Annotated in this window: 9 protein-coding genes; all 9 read right to left on the reverse strand. The window is 62.6% G+C overall.

What is annotated here, in order from left to right; all coding sequences use genetic code 11:
- Positions 1 to 83: 83 nt before the first annotated feature.
- The 9 genes from PQG80_RS19425 to PQG80_RS19465 all read right to left on the reverse strand — a co-directional run bounded on the left by PQG80_RS19425 (position 84) and on the right by PQG80_RS19465 (position 18,251).
- Complete coding sequence (locus PQG80_RS19425) at positions 84 to 1,031, reverse strand: sugar phosphate isomerase/epimerase family protein (protein ID WP_271753146.1); 948 nt, start codon at positions 1,029 to 1,031, stop codon at positions 84 to 86.
- A 35-nt stretch (positions 1,032 to 1,066) separates the two neighbouring features.
- Entirely contained in the window at positions 1,067 to 2,263 is a 1,197-nt protein-coding gene (locus tag PQG80_RS19430; protein WP_271753147.1) for a cupin domain-containing protein, read from the reverse strand.
- Entirely contained in the window at positions 2,247 to 5,012 is a 2,766-nt protein-coding gene (locus PQG80_RS19435) for a glycoside hydrolase family 2 protein (RefSeq protein WP_271753148.1), read from the reverse strand. The genes PQG80_RS19430 and PQG80_RS19435 overlap by 17 nt, the downstream gene beginning before the upstream one ends.
- A gap of 51 nt (positions 5,013 to 5,063) precedes the next feature.
- Complete coding sequence (locus PQG80_RS19440) at positions 5,064 to 8,339, reverse strand: hypothetical protein (protein WP_271753149.1); 3,276 nt, start codon at positions 8,337 to 8,339, stop codon at positions 5,064 to 5,066.
- A gap of 97 nt (positions 8,340 to 8,436) precedes the next feature.
- Positions 8,437 to 11,784, reverse strand: coding sequence for a CBM35 domain-containing protein (locus PQG80_RS19445; RefSeq protein ID WP_271753150.1), 3,348 nt, complete (start codon positions 11,782 to 11,784; stop codon positions 8,437 to 8,439).
- Positions 11,785 to 11,877: 93 nt separating this feature from the next.
- Positions 11,878 to 13,476 carry an ABC transporter substrate-binding protein gene (locus PQG80_RS19450; RefSeq protein ID WP_271753151.1) on the reverse strand — a complete coding sequence of 533 codons (1,599 nt, stop codon included), beginning with the start codon at positions 13,474 to 13,476 and terminating at the stop codon, positions 11,878 to 11,880.
- A gap of 53 nt (positions 13,477 to 13,529) precedes the next feature.
- Entirely contained in the window at positions 13,530 to 14,417 is an 888-nt protein-coding gene (locus PQG80_RS19455) for a carbohydrate ABC transporter permease (RefSeq protein WP_271753152.1), read from the reverse strand.
- 12 nt (positions 14,418 to 14,429) lie between these two features.
- Positions 14,430 to 15,377 carry an ABC transporter permease gene (locus PQG80_RS19460; protein WP_271753153.1) on the reverse strand — a complete coding sequence of 316 codons (948 nt, stop codon included), beginning with the start codon at positions 15,375 to 15,377 and terminating at the stop codon, positions 14,430 to 14,432.
- 216 nt (positions 15,378 to 15,593) lie between these two features.
- Positions 15,594 to 18,251, reverse strand: coding sequence for an alpha-mannosidase (locus tag PQG80_RS19465; protein ID WP_271753154.1), 2,658 nt, complete (start codon positions 18,249 to 18,251; stop codon positions 15,594 to 15,596).
- Positions 18,252 to 18,402 lie beyond the last annotated feature (151 nt).

Genomic DNA, 18,402 nt, shown 5'->3' on the forward strand with positions numbered 1-18,402 from the left:
GAAACGGCACCCGGGACGCCTCGCCCCATTGCCATCTCCGGCTTGCTCTTCGATCGTCCTTACTCCGTCTGCCTAAAAGGTACTTACCGCCCCAGCAGCGCTTCCTCGCGCTCGCGGAAGTACGACGCCGTCCGCAGCACCATGCGGTCCAGCGCCGCCTTGTCCGGCTTGCCGTACATGGCCGGGTACGGATCTCCGCCGGGACCGAGCGGCTCCGGCGTCACGTAGCGCCCGTCGCGGTTGAAGCCGAGTACGTACAGCGCCATGATCACCGTGTCCAGATCGAGCGAGCCGTCGCCGAGCGCGCCCCGGTTGCTGTCGGCCATGTGCAGGTTGATCAAGCGGTCGCCGGCCGCCAGCAGCGCCTCGCCGATGTGCGACTCCTCGGATTGCATATGGTAGACGTCGGCGTTGATATGCTGCACGCCCGGATGGTTCACGGCGTTAATATAAGCTTCCGCGTCCGCGATCGTGTGCACGAAGCTCGTCTCGGCGGAGCGGATCGGCTCGATGGCCGCCTTCACGCCGTGCGCGACGAACAGGTCGGCGACGAGCCGGAGCGTCTCGGCGCTGCGCGCGAGCTCCATCTCGTCGTACTTGCCCGGCCGGCCGACCGCGCCAGGCACGACGAGAAGGTACGAGCCCCCGACCGATGCGGTGAACTCGATCTCGCGCTTCAGATAGTCGACGGCGGCCTGGCGCTGGAAGGCGCGGTTGCTGGACAGGTCGTTGTCCGCGGAGAACATGCCGCAGGTGCCGGCGACCTTGATCCCGTGCGCGCCCAGGATGTCCAGCGTCTCATCCTTCCGGTATCCAAGGTCCGGCCCGTAATGATTGCCGTGCAGCTCGATGAATTCGATGCCTGCCTGTTGCAGCCGCTTGGCCGTGTCCGCCAGCGTCTCCATGCCGAAGCCCCAGTTGCTCCACGACAGGCTCAGCCGCCGCTCCAGACGCTTGGGGTCGTTCTTTTTTAACGCCTCGAACGCTTCGCGGATCTTCTCGTTTTTAATTTCGTAGGCTTGCAGGGACATCGTTCTCAGCTCTCCTTTGTGGCGCGGTTGCCCGCTCAGGGCATATCCGGATGATTGGGGCCGAAGTGCTTCAGGAATACCATCGGCTCCCATTTGCTCCGATTCGTGATCGCGACGCCCTCGCGGGCCGCCGTATCGCCGACGAAGAACTCGTCGCCGCTCATCTGCCCGAACCGCAGCATGTGGGCCGCTTCCGCGTCATGCACGCCGAAGGCGCCGTGGCCTTGCACCAGGATTGTACCATAAGCCGCGGCATCCTTGACGACGACCGTCTGGCCCGGCTGTACGGTCAATTCCTTGGCGCCGAAGTATTCGTTGCCGTAGGTGACCCACTTCTCCGTATGGCGCTCGTCGGAATACCCGCAGACGATCGGCGGACGGAAGTAGTTTTTCTTGTAATGCGGATCTACGTTTTTGTCCCAATCCATGAGTCCGAGAATGTAGTCGATGTTGCGCTTCTCCGGCTCGGGACAGTTTTCCGCCAAAAAGTCGTACGGATACACTTCCCCCCACACGACGTTCTCGTGAACGGAGTTGACGTCGCTGTTCCACTGCGGCTCGTATGTCAGATAGGAGCCCGGCGCGTGCACGACGCCCGGCGGCGTATACCAGCCGGTGCCGAGCTCGAGCCGGTAGGCCCGGGACAGCTCGGTGATCCGGTTGTCGCCAGATTCAAATTGCAGCAGGCGCTCGCGGACCTGGTCGATCGTCGCGTCCGGATCGTACCCGAAGTACGTGACGGGGAAGACGCCCGGATGATTGTTGAGCTGCGGCGGAAAATAATACGCTTCGGGCTTGCCCATCCGGCCGACCAGCTGCGCGGACGCTTCATCCAGATGCAGATGGTGGAAGAGCGGCGTCTCGTAGTCGAAAAACTTGGAGTACATCGGCCATGTCCCGTATTTGGCGTGCAGGGTCTCGCCGATCAGGAGGGGGCCGAGCGCTTCGACCGCGTCGCGGAACAGGAATTTATCGCTCGCGTCGTCGTTCGCGGCTACGTAGCTCATGCCCTCGTCCGGTTTGGCGAGCGGGCCGTTCATCGCCGGTATTACGGAGGAGAACCACCTCTCCTTAATTGAGCCGCGCGCGGCGCCGTAGGCGTAATAGTCGTCCGGATGGAGCCGCAGCCGCTTGCCCGCCTGGGCGAAACGGCGCGGCACGAACACGGGCGCGAGCCTGAATATGCCTTTGCCGCGCTCGTACGTTCCCTGAATTTTAGACAGGTTGCTCATGCGGAACCTTCCTCTCTGCCTGCGAATCTCCTGCGTTCAAATGCCTGAAGACGATGTCCGGCAGCCTGGCCGGCGCTTCCTCGGCGCCTGGATCGGCCGACAGCCCGCCTGGTCGCCTGCGCGCGCAATAGACCGTCACGATTTTTTCCTCGCCGGGGAAAAGGGTGACGAAGCCCTCGTCGGCCAGCACCCAGTACCGATCCGTCAGCTCTTCTGGATAGACGTGCAGCACGGCCTCCGCGCCCTCGTTCGTCAGGCGGAACGTCCGCTTGATCGGATCGAGATATTCCGTACGGAGGTCAACGTCCGCTTCCTCCCATTCGCCCGCCGGCGCGAAGCCGAAGCCGGACGCATCGAGAGCCTCCGCCGGACGGTAGCACGACTCGGCCTGCGTGGAGAAATAATAGGCGTTCTCGAACAGCGCCCGGTCGCCTTGCATCAAACGAAGCTGCACGATGAACATCGCCGTGAATTCCGGCGCGATCCCGAAGGCCACCTCGGCAGCCTTCCGCATGCCTGCGACCGGCTCCGCCGGGTACCTACCGTGCCACAGCCGCCTGCCGTCCGTCGATCTCACCTCGACCTCCGCGATCACGCCGTCCGGCATGCCGTTTCCGCTCCCCACGAACAGGTCGCCGACAAACGTATCGCCGACAGGGTAGACCAGCCGGCTATAGTCCAACGACGCGTGCGCCGGAGCGTATGCTTGCCGAATCCAGTAATAGGCCATCTTGCCTTCGCCGTAATAATCGGTGAGCGAGGTGCAGCCCACGTTGGGCCAAGGCTCGTTGAACTGCCAGACGATGCTGCCGCTGTTGCGGAATTGCTTGCGCCTGTTGGATTCGACGATGTACCGGAGGCCCTCCGCCTGGATCCACTGGCTGCGCCGGGCGTACGCGTCGATGCCTTCCGGCTCGCCGAAGAACCACGCGTCCCGCTCCCGCGTGTCCCACCAGTCGCCGTGATGGCGCCACGCCAGGCTCTCGTCCATATCGGTCACCCGGATATGGGGCGGACTCAGGAATTTGCGCATGCTCTTCACCGCGCACAGGCCGTCGACGCCGAATTCGCTGTGGAACAGACTGTCGGCCTGCCCGTAAAATTCGTAATGCTCGGGATGTCCCCTGTACTTCCAGCCGCCGTGGACGTCGTGGTTCTTCCCGTCCTCCAGCGAGATCATCTCCTCGGGCCCGGAGGCCGAGGTCGGCAGGAACATCCGGTCCGGATCGTGCGCCTCGACCAGCGCCTTCAGCAGCGCGAGATTGTCGTCTCCGTAACCGCACGGCTTATTGAACTTGTCCTTCAGCTCGTTGCCCCCGCTCCAGGAAGCCAGCGAGACATAGTTGCGCCGGTCCTTGATCGCGGCCTCCGCGGCTGCGCCGAGCAGCGCCAGGTAAGCCGGATCCTTGGGCGGGATCGAATCCATGCCGGAGCCGGACTGGACGAATTCCTGCCAGACCAGGATGCCGTGACGGTCGCACAGCTCGTAGAATACGCTTTTCTCGATCACGCCGCCGCCCCAGACCCGGACCAGGTTGACGCCCGCGTGCTTCATCATGATCACGGTCCACTCGTACCGCTCCGGCGTCACGCATCCGTACAGCAGGTCGAGGGGCGTAAGATTGACGCCTTTGACGTAAACCTTTTCGCCATTGACGACAAAGGTGTACGGCAGCGCGTCATCGGGACTGCGCTCATTGTGCATGTAAGCCAGCTTGCGGATGCCCGGCCGGTACGCGCGCTCGTCGACGACGGCGCCGTCCGCCAGAATACGGATCGTGAGCCCGTACAGCGGCTGCTCCCCATGCCCGTTCGGGTACCATAGCCGCGGCTGCTCCAACCGGAACGAGAAGGCCGCCTCCGCCTCGTCCGGCCCGATATCGATCCGCTGCGTCCCGAGCACGCGTCCTTCCGGATCGGTCAGCACCGCTTCCGCGGTGTAAGACTCGGCCTGCGCATCGACTTCTGCTCCCGCTTCCGCACTCGCCTCCGCACTCGCCTCCTCATCGGCTTCTGCTCCCGCACTCGCCCCCACATCGGCTTCTGCTCCAGCTCCCACGCTGGCCTCCGCTCCGGTTCCAGCCCCAACCCGCTCGATCCGCACAGCCGCGCCGACGATGCCGGCCCCGTCCTCGCCGACGTCCGTCCGCACATGCGTCTCCCCGATCGATACCGCATCGCGCACCCGCAGGTAGATATCGTCCCAGATGCCGAGAGAGACGAGCCGCGCGGAAAAGTCCCACTTGTACCCGAACCGGCTCTTCTGGGTATGCGTCAGCGACGTCCGCCCGATCTGAGACTGCTCCTGAGGCGCGTGCTCGAACAGGATGCGAAGCTCCAGCGTCTCGTGCTCCCGCGCGATCGCGGTAATATCGAAGACGGCCGGCACGAACATGCCTTCATGCTCGCCGAGCGGCACGTTATTCAAGAACACATGCGCCTTGTAATCCAGCCCTTTGCAGACGAGCTCGACCGTGCGCCCAAGGCGGGCCGGGCGGGCGAAGGACGTCCGGTACATCCACCAGCGGTGCTCGACCCACTCGCAGGACAGGCTGTTCAGGTCCCGGTGCGGGTCCTGAATATATCCGGCCCTGTACAGGTCGTGCTGCACCGCGCCGGGGACGGTCGCGGGCATCCACGCCGTCACCCCCTTCAGGGCCTCCCCCGTCTCCACGCTGTTGGCCAGCAGCGGTACGTAAGGATAAAAGCCTTTAAGCTCCCACGCCAGATCGTTCAATCCATGCTTCATTCTCCAGCTCCCCCTGCTCCCCTGCTTCGACGCATCCCGGATGCTTCCGGATTAAAATTGAACGCTGGCCTTGAAGCCGAGCTTGCCGGCCGGCACACGGAACCGGACCCATGCGGCATCGCCGCTGCGCTCGACCGCGCCTTCCGCGCGCTCGCCGTCTACGCGCACCGCCGGCGCGGCCTCCAGACGCTTCAGGTCGAACGGCCCGACGCGGAGCTTGACCGCCGGCAGCTCGTCGCTCGACTGCACGCTGATCTGCGCGCCGTCCTCCGCGAGGCTCAAGCTGTACTCCAGCTTCGCGGTCAAGCGGCGGGCGCCGTCCTCGATCAGGAACGGATAGTCCCGAATCCATACGCCGTCCCAGCCCTGCGGCAGCCTCGGGATCAGGCCGAGCTCGCCCTTCTGGCTGTCGTCCACGCCGATCACGATCTTGAGCGCCTTGAGAATCTCCGCCTGCTGCACCGCGTTGCCCAGATCGCCGAAGCGCGAATAGATCTTCTTGGCCCGGTTCACGGCGCCGCCGATCTCGGGCACGATGTACTGGCGGTAGACGGGACCGTAGATGAGCTTGGCGTTCAGCTTCATGAACTCGGACGCGTCCGCCGTGCGGTCGAGCAGCAGGGAAGCCTGCGTCGTGAAGGCGGCGTTGTAGCCCATCGCCCACGGCACGAACTGCTCCTTGTTGACGGCGTATTCCTTCTCGTTCAGCCCATACCATTCCGGATACGTATTCTCCGGGAACAGTCCCTTCGTATCCGTGGGCAGCAGCAGCGGCCCGAGCAGGCTGCCCCGGCCGAAGCCGCGGTACTCGTCGGTCCAGACCTGCCCCTTCTCATCGTCGTTCACGATGTAAAAACGCTCGCTGGCGAGCTTCAGCCGGACGGCTGTCTCCTCCCAAACGCGGGCGGATTCGGATTCGCCGATGGATGCGGCCATCTCCGCGAGGCCATGCAGCGCCTCGATGCACGGCAGGTCGCAGAAGATCGAGTGCCCGACGGAGATCGGGTAGCCGGAGCCCTCGCTGTCCGACCACAGCACGTCCGTCGCTTTGGACACCTCGGGATGCTCGAACTGCCAGAGAATCCAATCGCCGAGCCCTTTGATATCCGCCCACCTCGGACGCAGCCACGCATCCCGCTCGGGCAGGCGCTTCCACAGCTGGTAGATGAAGAGCGACGTCAGTCCGTGCCCGTCGTTCTCGAAGCAGCCGGTGCCGATCTCGGTGCGAGGGAACTGCAGAATGCGGTGTATATGCCGCGGCAGGCGGCAGCCGTTTACCGTGAGCGACGCGTCCTCTTCCCATACGCGGGCCATCTCAAGGCACCAGTCCGCACAGGCCACAGCCTGGTCCAGGAAGCCGAAAGCGATCATCTCCATCAGCGTGCGGCCGATGTCGCGCGACCAGGCCTCCGCGTAGTACATGCCCGGATGCTCCTGATCCGGATACAGCTTGAAGTCCATCGAGAAGGTGCCCCCGATGCCGTCGTAGCCGTAGGACAGCGCGCCCGCCGAGGAGGTGTGGTACACGCCCTCGCCGTCGACCTTGGCCGTCATGTCCAGCACGTTGTGATAGAACGCGTTGGTGAAAAAGTCGGCTTCCCTGCCGCCCGTAAAGCGAACCTCCGGCCCCTTGTAGCCGATCGGAATGTCCAGCGGGAACCGCTGCGGGAAATTATCCTCGGTCACGTACATGTAGTCCTGCAGCCGGCGGATGCTCGCCAGCTTCGCCTCCTCGTCCGTGCCGGCCAGCCGGAGCGGACGGCGGCGGATGCTGTCCGTCAGCGCCGCCGACAGGCCGGCGCTTCTAGCGGGCAGACCGCCCTGAGGCCGGTCGCCCTCGCGAAGCGGAACGACGGTGATGCCGGCGACGACGGGCGTGAGGCCCGAGCCGGGCTCCGGCGCGTACTCGATCCGAGCGATCGGCTTGGCCGCGGGATTGATCGACGCGATGTACTGATGCGCAGGCGTAGGCTGTGCCGGATAGATGCGCAGCGACTCCTGCAGCGTGCGCCGGACCTCGGTGAAGGAGACGAACGGCTCGGGATACTTGACGAACTTCTCCCCCCACCACGCGCTCTCGCCGATCACGATCGGATACGTGCCGACCTCTCCGTCCTCGTAGCACACCCGCAGGCTTCCCAGCCCCTGACCGACCGTCACCTGCTTGTCTTCCGGCGAGTAGCTGTTGCGCTCGCTGACCTTCATGCCGGCGATCAGCAAGTGCCGGGCCGCGATGCCGACGGGCAGCGAGTACGGCTGGCGGCTCGCGAACAACGAATTCGCGCCAGCCACGAACGGCACGCCGTACAGCTCCGTATATCTCGGCGGCGCGGAGACGACCTGCCAGCCAGCCAGGACGTCGCCTTCCGCTTCGCCGAAGTCGATCCGGAACGCTTCGCCCGCGTCGATCGCGTCGACGCCGATCCACGCGGTATGCGGACCGTTGTCGCAGTCCACGACCCGGATGAACGCCTGCCGGCCTGCCAGGTCCGCCACGTCCGTCTCGATCCAGGCCGGCGGATTCGTATTCGGCGGGTATACGGTGCGCAGGATGTCGCCGGTCGCGGCGTCCACGAGCTCGACCCGGTTCTTGTTGACCTGGTAGAGCTGGTAGTAGCCGCGCAGCTTCAAGCGGAGCGCCGGCGACTTCAACGAGAACGCCGGCGACTCGATGATGCCGACGCCGTCATCTCCCGCTAGGCAAGAGGACAGGTGCCGGGCCGTCTGGTTCCCCTCGTAGTCGATCTCCGCGAGACCCCAGATACCCGAATTCGCGACCGGCGCTTCCAGGCAGTAATAGACATCCTGCGTCTCCGTCCCGTGAAGCCGAACCTCCTCGACCCGGGAGATCGCGAGGCCAGCGCCCTCGCCTGCGAACGACCTGCTGCCCTTCATCTCCAGATACACCTGCTTGCCCTTCAGATGGCGGACGAACCATTCCCGGACCGCGAACGTCTCCTTCAGCGGCGCCGCCGCCTCCTGCACGACTTCCCCGCTGTCCGCCAGCCGGAGGAAGCAGCCGCCCGCGACGGATTTGTGGTTCAAAATGTCGTAGCCGGCCAGCCGCAGCCGCAGCTGATCGCCCTCGATCGTGAACGCGGGGGAGCGCAGGCTGTCGGACGCGTCGGCGGTCTTGTCCCAGACCTCGGCGCCGGGCTCGGCATCGTCGCCATCGGCGCGCGCGTTCAGGCGCCAGCCGCCGGCAGACGTCCAGCCGGACCAGCCCGCGCTGCCGCCCCACAGGAGCGTCGTGCTTTTCGGCTTGGGGAGAAAGGGGCTGGCGGGAGTGTTCGTTAGCGTTTGTTCGTTCAGGACGGTGTCGTTCATCGGGCATGATTCCTCTCTACAATAAAATGGAGTCGCACCCGGCCGGAAAAGCCGGACGGGTGCGACGCGCTGAATTCGAATGACAGTCGCTTCAGGCTTAAGGCTGACCGTCCAGGTGCCGCGTCGGGTTGTAGCTCGCCAGGATGCCCGCGCCGGACGTATTTTGGCCGAACACGGCCGCCGAGTTCATGACCTTGACGTTAGCGCCGCTGTCTGCAATCACGGAATAGCCGTTCGTGTACAGCTGGTCGGTCACGAGATTCCAGATCTCGGCGGTGCCCGAGCTGACGTATACGCCATTCATGACGCCGCAGCCGCCGATGTTCAGGATGTGCTCGTTGGAAGCGCCGTTGATGGTGATCCAGTTCGTATGCTGCCACATGTAACTCTCGCGGATGGCCGAGAAGTTGTCGGTGCCCGCCCAGTTGTTGAAGAATCCCGTGACGCCATAACGCTCGGCCGCGCCGTCCATGGACGTCGGGTTCAGATCGTGCATCTGCTCGATCCAGCCCTCCGTGCTCGTGCCGACCCGAACGAAGTTGTCGGCGCTAAAGCCGAACAGCCGCTTGACGAAGTGACGGTCGCTGCCGTTCGTGATGTCAAGACCGTTGGAGGCGTTCTCGAACTCGACGTTGACGACATAGACGTCGTCCGCGCTGTTGACACGCACCGTATACGGGAACTTCTTGATATTGGCCGCCGTGTTCATCGGATTGTTCGGGTAGAAGACGCGCAGTCCGCGCAGTCCGGACTTGTTGCCGTTCAGCGTGATGAAGGCGGTGTCCGTCGTCGGCGTCGTCGTGTTCTCGCCCTCGTAGGCGAACAGGGCCGTGCCTTCGCCGGTCGCCCGGGCTTCGATCGCGGTGGAGCTCGCGCCGCGCAGCTCGACGTTGGCCGGCACCGTGAGGTGCGTGCTTACCTTGTACCAGCCGGGCGGCAGGTACACGATGCCGCCGCCGGCCGTGCCGGCCGCGTTCAGCGCGGCCTGGATGGCGGACGTGGCGTCCACGGTCGGCAGACTGCCGCGCGATGCCTTGACGTACGGCGCATAATAAGGCGCCTTGGTCACGTCGTAGAGCGTCGTGCTCGTCGTCTTGCTGGGCGTGCCCTCGGTATAGGATGTCGGCGGGGCGGGGCTCGGCGTGGAGACGGTGAGCCCAGCTCCCGTCGTCGAGCCCGTCAGCGTATTGTTCGATGCGAACAGTTCGGCGACCGTATTGATGCGGCTGAAGCTGATCGAATTCACGCTGCCGGAGAGCGTGCTGCGCAGCACGCCGTTTTTACGGAAGCCCGACTCCATTTTCAGCGCATAGTCCGTATTCTGGATGTCCAGCAGCGCAAAGCCCGAACCCCACGAACCGTCGCGCGGTCCGTCCACGTCCCGTATTCCGTATTTATAATCCGAAGCCTTCAGCTTGTAATGCTGGGCGGCATCGTTGTCGGAGAACAGGAACGCCGTTCCGTTGGCGCGGGTGTAGGTGTCGATCACACTCTTGGACGGCGCGTTGTAGGCGCTGCCGGCGTTGGCCCAATAGCTGTTGTTGAACGTGATCTTCTGAGTGGTATCGACCGCTGCGGTCTCCCGCAGCTCCAGGCCGACGTTCAGGGCCGTGCCTTTGATATTGTCGAACGAGTCGAAGCCGTGGAGCGCGCTGACGAGAATGCCTTTATAGGCGTTCAGGAACGTCACGTTATGAATGGATGCCGCATCCTGGTCGGCGCGAATCGTGTAGCCTAAATTGATCGGGACGATCGGATTCGCATGATTTTGGTTCGGATAATAGAACGTGAGCCCGACGACGCCCGCGTTCGTGCCTTGCAGCCGGATGAGTTCTCCGATATCGCTCGAGACGTTGGCAGAGATGACCGTGCCGTAGCTGCCCGAGCCGCTGTCCGGATCGCGCCAGTCGCCGCGGATGGAGCAGAATGAGTACACTTTGAGCGTGGAGCTGATCTTGTACGTGCCGGACGGCATCCAGACCGTGCCGCCGCCCATGACGAAGCAATCGTCGAGCGCCTTCTGCACGGCGGCGGTCGCGTCGGCCGCGCCTGTCTTGTCCGCGCCGTAGTCGGTGACGTCGAAGTCGGAGATGACGGCGTCCTCCGTCGCGTAGGTCGTCGTGACGACCTTCGTCTTGCGCGGCGTCGTCGCCACGTAGATCCGGTCGATGTCGGTGCCGGCCGTATCGGCGCTCGTCTTCTGGATCTTGATCGTGTTCGAGCCTGCGTTCAGATGAACCGCGACCTTGACCTCCCTGTAAATGTTCCAGTTGCCCGTCGCGGGGAAGGCCACGCGCATGACGTTGGTCCCGTTAACGTACAGGCTCTTGTAGCGCGTGTCCGGGTAGCCGTTGGAGTAGCGGATCGTCACGTCATAGTAGCCCGAGCCGGTCGAAGGCGTACTCACGCTGTTGAACTGCACGTAAGCGCCGTCGCTGTTCAGCGTGCCGACCTTGGAGCCGCCCGAAGCGTACGTGTCCGCGGCGGTCGCCGCGCCGCCGGCGACCGTACCGCTCTCGGCCTCGTACTTGGTGCCCGACTGGATGACCTCGAAGGCGTCCCAGTCGACCGCGTATCCCGTAGAAGCGGCGTTCTTGGTGCCGCTTACGGCGACTTTCAGCGTGTGTACGCCTTCCGTCAGGCCGCGTATTTCGTACAGAACCAGCTGCTTTTCCCACACCGGGCCGTACGTATCCACGACCCCTTGGCTAATGCCGTCGATGTATACGTTCGCATTGCCGTGATTATTGTTCTTGGCGCCGATCCAGCGGACGGCCGTGCCGTGGAACGTAAACTCGGCCGCATCGTTCGTCGTCTGGGAGAACGAGACGTCGTTGTTGAAATAGCCCGTCGCGCCTCCGTCGTAGGTGATCGTATTGCCCGGATTGTAATAATTGATGTAATAGTACGGGCCGTTATTGTTCACGACCGTCCAGGCCGACGTCGCGCCCGGCACGAGAACGCTGTCGATGTCGCTGGCCGGGCTGTCCGCGCTGTCGCGCTGGATCTTGATCGTGTTGCTGCCCTCGTTCAGCGCGACGCTCGCCGTAACGGTGGAATAGATGTTCCAGTTGCCCGTCGCCGGGAAGCTGACGGTGGCCACGTCGACGCCGTTCACGTACAGGCTCTTGGTCCGGGTATCCGGGTAGCCGTTGGAATAGCGGATCGTGATCGTGTAAGTACCCGCATTGGCTACGCTTACATGATTCAGCTGCACGTAGGAGCCGACGTCGTTCAGGTTGCCGACCTTATAGCCGAACGACGCGTTGCCGTCCGCCGTGACGGACGCGGAGCCGCCGACGACGCCGTTCTCGGCCTGATAGGTCACGTCCCCGGCCGCGTAGGCGCTGCCGGACGGACCCGCGGCGAGCGAGACTGCGACTAGTCCTAGCGCGAACGCCGCGCTCCATACGTACTTCCTCAATCCGCTTAAGCTTTTTCCCACTTGATTGACCACCTTTACATATAGGGTAGAGGTACTGGTCATGCAGCTGCCGGAGGCGCGACCGCCGCCGGCAGCCCGATACAGGGAATGCGGTTATTGCTTGGCGGCCAGGAACGCGTCCGCCTGTTTTTGAATATCGGCCACGATCTTGTCCGTGCCGGCTTTGTTCTGCTTGTCGATATAGTCCGCGAGCGATTTGTCCACGTCCTTGACGATGCCGTACATGAGCGGCTTGCCGGCTTCTGTCGTGAGCGCGGTGCGCTTGGCGATCTCGTTCTTGATGTTGTCCGTCACCGGGAAGAAGCCCGTGAGGTTCGTGACGAGACTGTTCGGCTCGTTCGTGAAGTCGGCGATCGCCTTCCAGCCCTCGGCGGTTCTCGTCTCGGTCGGCCTCACCAGATTGTCGCGCCAGAAGCCCCATTGTCCCTGCCAGTCCATGTAGTTCGAGCTCTCGGCCTTCATGCCCTCCGGATAGACGAAGGCGTCGCCCTTCTTGACGTACGTCTTGCCTTCGATGCCGAACAGCACCATGTCGTACAAGCTCTGGTCGGTCGCCATCATGTCCATGAACATAAGCGCGCGTTCCGGGTTTTTGGCGTTCTTGTTGATTGCCATCAAATTCGCGAGCGGCGATCTTCTCAGATAGTTGCCCTCTGGATACAGCTCCGAATAGAAGTTCTCGGGCATGCCGAGGAAGTTGTTGAAGTTGATGTACTCGTTCGTGTTGAACCCGACGACCTTCAGATTGGCGGATTCGCCGGCGTGCGCGTCGCGGTTGATCATGAGATCGCTAGGGATGATGCCTGCGTCGGCCCACTTTTTGGCCCAGGTGACCGCTTCCTTGTACCAGTCGGTCTGCTCGACCGGGATCAGCTTCATCGCCGGATCGTCCAGCTTGTAGGTGAGGCCGTACAAGCCGTCGACGGGATCGGCGTAGTTGTACTTGGGCGCGAGCATCGAGAGGATCTTGCTGTAGGTCAGGCCGCCGTCCCACTCCAGGATGTGGCTGTTAGGCGCGGCTTTCTTGGCTTCCTGCAGGAAAGCGTCCAGCTCCTCGACCGTCTTGATGGAGCCGTTCTCCGGCTGGGCGACCTTGCCTTCCAGGCCGGACTTCTTGAAGTCGACCGAGACGAAGGCGTGGTCGTTGGTGATCTGCGTCCAGGGCATCGCCGTGATCTTGCCGCCGGCCGTGATGGAGTCGACCAGGTTGCGTTCCTGCAGCTGCGCGTAATAGTTCGGCGCGTACTTGGGGAGCAGATCCTTGATGTCCAGGTAGCTGTTGACCATCTGCGGGTACGCGAGCCAGTCCGCGTCGAAGTTCAGGTCGTAGTCGTCGCCGGACGTGGCCAGCAGCTTGATCTTGGTCGCATAATCGTTAAACGGAATGAAATTGATCTCGAACTTGGCGTTCAGGGTATCCTTCACTTTTTCCTCTACGGCCTTCCAGACTTCGTCGGTCGCGGGTCTCTTGTCTCCTGCGAAATAAATCTTGAGCGTAACCGGCTCCAACTGCGCTGCGGCCGGAGAGGAAGCCGCGGCGGAAGAGGAAGCTGCGGGCGAAGCCGTCCCTTCTGCCGGCGCCGACGAGGACGCGGCGTTTCCGTTGTTGTTGCCGCTGCACGCCGACAGCGAGCCCCCCAGCATAAGCGCGGACAGCACCGCGCCGGTCAGACGAATCGTTCTTTTTTTCATCGTCGTTAACTCCTTTATCTATATTCTACATAAGGGTTTGACCCCCCGAGTAGTCAGCCTTTGACTGCCCCGATCATGATGCCCTTGATGAAGTATCGCTGGACGAACGGGTACAGGAAGACGATCGGGCCGATCGTCATGACGCAGGTGGCGAGCTTGATGCCTTCCGATGGGACCAGCGAGTTGGACAGCATGCGGGCGGCCGCGTCGGAGGATCTGAGGAACATAATGTTGGAAACGATGGACCGCAGCAGCAGCTGCAGCGGCTGCAGATCGCTGCTGTCGATGAGCATGACCCCGAGGAACCAGTCGTTCCAGTACGTCAGCGCGATGAACAGCGATACGGTCGCGATGACCGGCGTCGACAGCCGCATCACGATCTTGAAGAAAATCGTGGCCTCTCCCGCGCCGTCGATCTTGGCGGATTCGGACAGCTCCTCGGGCAGCGACTGGAAGTAGTTGCGGATCAGGAAGACGTTAAACGCGCTGCACAGGTAAGGGATGATGAGCGCGGCGATGCTGTCCTTGAGGTGCAGGTAGTTCACGCAGATGATGTACCATGGCACCATCCCCCCGCTGAACAGCAGCGTCAGCATCGAGTAGACCGACAGAAACCTGCGGTACTTCACCCGCTTGAGCGACATGGGATAGGCCAGCATCGCGCAGATCATCACGCTTGCCGCGGTCCCGATGACGGTGACGATGGTCGAGATCTTGTAGCCGTTGACCAGCACCTTCCACTGGACGAACAGAATCTGGTAGGCATCCGTGCTGAAATGCTTCGGGATCAGCTGGTAGCCGTGCGCTTGAATCTCCAGCTCGTCCGTGAAGGAGCCTCCGATGACCATCAGAAACGGCAGCAGACAGAGAATCGAGAAGACGAGCACGGACAGGGAGATGAAGAGATCGGATAGCCGAAGACGGCCTAGCTTGTTAGTCATCTGCGTCTCCTTCTAGAACAGGCCTGAGCCGTTCTGGTATTTGTTGGCCCACCGGTTGCAGGCGAGTACGAGGAAGAAGGCGATAAACGATTGATAGAAGCTGGCTGCCGAGGCCATGCCGACATCGCCGATGACGCGGAGGTTGCGGAATATGAAGGTGTCCAGCACGTCGGTTGTCGCGTACAGGTTGGGGTTGTCGCCGATGATGCCATAGAACATCCCGAAGTCGGCGTTCATGATGCGTCCGATCGCCAGCAGGCTGAGGATGATGATGGTGGGCTTGAGCATCGGCAGGCTGATGTAGCGCATTTTCTTGAACCGCGACGCGCCGTCGATCTCCGCCGCCTCATAGTAGCTCGTATCGACGCCGGACAAGGTCGCGATGTACAGGATCGAATTGTAGCCGGCGCTCTTCCAGATGGTGATCAATGTCAGGATGATAGGCCACGCCTTCGGCGTATTGTACCAATTGACCTTTTCGAGTCCGAACCACCCCAGCAGCTGGTTGAGGATGCCCTGGTCGAACGCGAAGATGCTGTAGGCGAACACGCTGACGACGATCCAGGATACGAAGAAGGGCAGCAGCGTAAAGGACTGGACGGATTTCTTGAATAGCTTGTGCCGCACCTCGTTCAGCAGGAGCGCCAGGCCAACCGCGACGACCGTGCTGCAGACGATAAACGTAAGATTGAGCAGGATCGTGTTGCGCGTCGCCCGGAAGGTCGTCTCCGAGGTGAATAGAAAGTTGAAGTTGTTAAAGATCGGCTTCGCCCACTCGCTCCCGAAGATGCCGTCGGCGAAGTCGAAGTTCTTGAAGGCGATCAGGACGCCCGCCATGGGCAGATAGTTGAACAGAAACAGCAGGACGATTCCGGGTACCGCCATGAAGTACAGGATCGCGTTTCTGTTGAGCTCGAGGGCGACCCCCTTCGCTCTGCCGCGCTGCCGTTTTTCGTTCATTCGGATCACCTCGCTTTTATATTGCAACCGCTATCATGAAGCGCTTTCAAATAGGGCGTATTCCGGGTTCGGGAGGACGCCTCGGCCCCTCCCCCCGCGATTCCGGTAAAACATCCAACTTGTTATATTTGTAATATACTTATATGTTAGTTGTCTATTAGAATTATATGTTTAGCACAACGGGATGTAAAGGGTTATTTTACCGCTTACATCGTTTCAATCGATTCCGAGCGTGACGATCTTTTTGCCGTCCAGCGACAGCGCGGCTCGGCCGTCCGCGGCCGCAACCTCGCCCAACGGTTTTTCGTTCAGGAGCAGCGACTTGACGGCGGACGCGCGCTCGAACAGCTCCCCGGTCGCTTCGATCGTCTCCGTCTCCTCGCCGAGATGCACCAACCGGAGCAGGACGCCGCCTGCGCGATCGGCCTTCTTGAGCGCGGTCATCGCTACGGCTCCGGATGGGGAGTCGATCGTCGCCCAGGACAACGCGGCAGGCAGCGCGCCGGCATGAACGCCGGTACGGACCGCGCGGAGCGGCGCGTTGAACGCCTGCGCGGCCCGCACGGCCGGGCGGTAGTCTCCCCGGTGCGGCACGATCGCGAACCGGCACGCGTAAGGTCCGATGCACTGCGCGCCCGGCGTCGGGAAGTAATTCCAGTCGCCGAGCTCGCCCACGCTGCGCAGCAGGGTAAGGGCGATCGTCCGGCAATCGTCGCGAAGCGCCTCGTACTCGGGCAGCCCGGCCGTGACGATCGCGAGGCCGCGCTCGCCGTCGGACAGATCGACGAACGATTGCATCCGCTCGTTGCGCGCCGGATTGCTCCAGCCCGCCCAAGGCTCGATCGTTCTCTTCACGACGTCGAACGGCGCGTCGGCATGGACGTACGCGGTGTCCGCGTCGCTCGGAAACAGCGCGCGCAGCCGATGGTCCCTCGCCCCGTTGTCCAGGCTCACGGCCACGTCGACGCGTCCGGCGCCGGCATCGAGGCTGACGACGACCTCGACCTCCTGCCCGATCGTTGCGGCGGACCGCCGGTTCCCTTCCCGCCCGGCGGGCAGCTCGAGCCGGTGCTGGATGCTCACGCTCGCCCGGCCGGCGGTCGAACGGTCTTCCAGCACCACGCGGCCTACGCCGGTCACGATCGGCTGCGCTTCCTCTGCGGCGCGGTACATATACTCATTCCCGATATCTCCCGTGTCCTCCAAGGCGAGCAGATCGCGATAGGTATGCCCGGTTGCCTTGTCTTCCAGGGTCAAGGTCCCTCCCGCGTGTACCTGAATCCGCAAGTAAGCGTTTTCTAATATCGCCGAGCCGTCCTTGACTTCGCATACGGCCGCTTCCTTCGGCTCCCGGCGGACGGCTCCCTTGTCTTCCCGGCGCACCCATGCATAGGCGGCATGCCCCGTTCCGGGAATCCGGCTTGCGAGAAAGGTCAGCCTGTATCTTCTTTTCCGCCACGGGATCCGGAACCGGTCGTCCGGCAGCGTGAAGCCGTGGATCCATCCTAAGTCCTCCCAGGCGTAAGCCAGCTCTGCGCCGTCGCGGTCCAGCAGCGCGTAGCCTGCCGGCTCGAGCTCCGCGTCGACGTCGATGTCGACCGATGCCGTCTCCTCCCGTTCCCACCCGAGCGGATTGAAGACGACGAACGGGTAGATCTCCGCAGGCGCCCCCCCCTTGCGAGCCGCGAACGCGGACGTATCCGCGCGATCGGCGATATAGGTCATCGCTTCAAGACTGAGCGATTCCGCGATCTGCGCGCTTTTCATGAACCGCGTCACCATCTCGTCGTGAACCGGATCGATGCTGCAGCCGCAGATGCTGTCGTGCGGGTGATTCTGGAGCAGCAGCTTCCATGCGTGTCTAAGAAAGGCGGTCGGATGTTCCTTGCCGAGCAGGCCGGCGATCGCGGAGAACGGCTCCGCCCACTTTTCCAGCTCGTTCTGGACGCGAACGTTCCATTGCTTGAGATACATCCGCGCGGAGGCCGTATTCACCAGCGTCATCCAGCCGTCGGTATGCTCGCTGATCAATTCGCCCGATACCGTGGAGGAAGGCGTCTCGCACGCCTCGAGCCGGTCGAAGTAATCCGCGAACCGGCTGTGGACGAACTCGTATTCCGGCAGCCGCTCGTTCAAGACCGCGATGGCCCGCCCGACGTCGGATTGGACGGGCTGGTGGTCGCATCCGTTCATGAGCAGCAGATGAGGCGTCGTCGCGAACCGCTCGACGTTGTCCAGCGCCTGTCTCCCCCGCTCGGCGGCCCGCTCCGGGTCGGTCGGCAGCTCCATGCCGTTGTGGTACCAGTTCGCCATGAACACGGACAGTACCTTCGAGCCGTCCGGCGACGCCCACCACAGCTCCGAGGGATAACCCGAGCTGTCTTCATTGCGGACGCCGTTGTTTTCCGCGATTCCGTTGATGCCCCGCCCGAACACGGCCCTCGCGATCCCGAATCCCTGCAGCAGCTGCGCGGACTGCGAGATATTGCCGAAGGTGTCGGGGAAGTAGCCGATATCGGTCGAGCCGCCCAGCTCCTCGGCGCGCGCGATGCCGATCTCCATGTTCCGGATCTGCGCCTCGCCGCTCGTCAGAAAAGCGTCCTGCAGCACGTACCACGGTCCGATGCTCAATTTACCGGCCTTCACGAGCTTGCGAAGCCGTTCCTCCCGTTCGGGCCGGATCTCGAGATAATCGTCCGCCACCAGGACGTGCCCGTCGAGATGGAAAAATTCGAAGCCGTTGTTTTCCGTTTCCAGCAGGTCCATCACGTCGTCGATCAGCTTCACCAGCCGCATGCGGAACTTCTCGAACGGCATGTACCATTCGCGGTCCCAGTGCGTATGCGAGATTACATGTACCGTTTTGGCCCCCATCGCCCAATCCCTCCCGATCCGTAAGCAATCTTCTTAAACAACTTGTATATTTTATAACAAGCTTGTAATAAAATAATATCACGTTAATACCAAGCTGTAAATTATGGAATATTCCTGTACAACCCGAACGTTAAGTTATATATTTGTTATA

The organism is Cohnella rhizoplanae, from assembly GCF_948329515.1.
In the GTDB taxonomy this organism is placed as follows: domain Bacteria; phylum Bacillota; class Bacilli; order Paenibacillales; family Paenibacillaceae; genus Cohnella; species Cohnella rhizoplanae.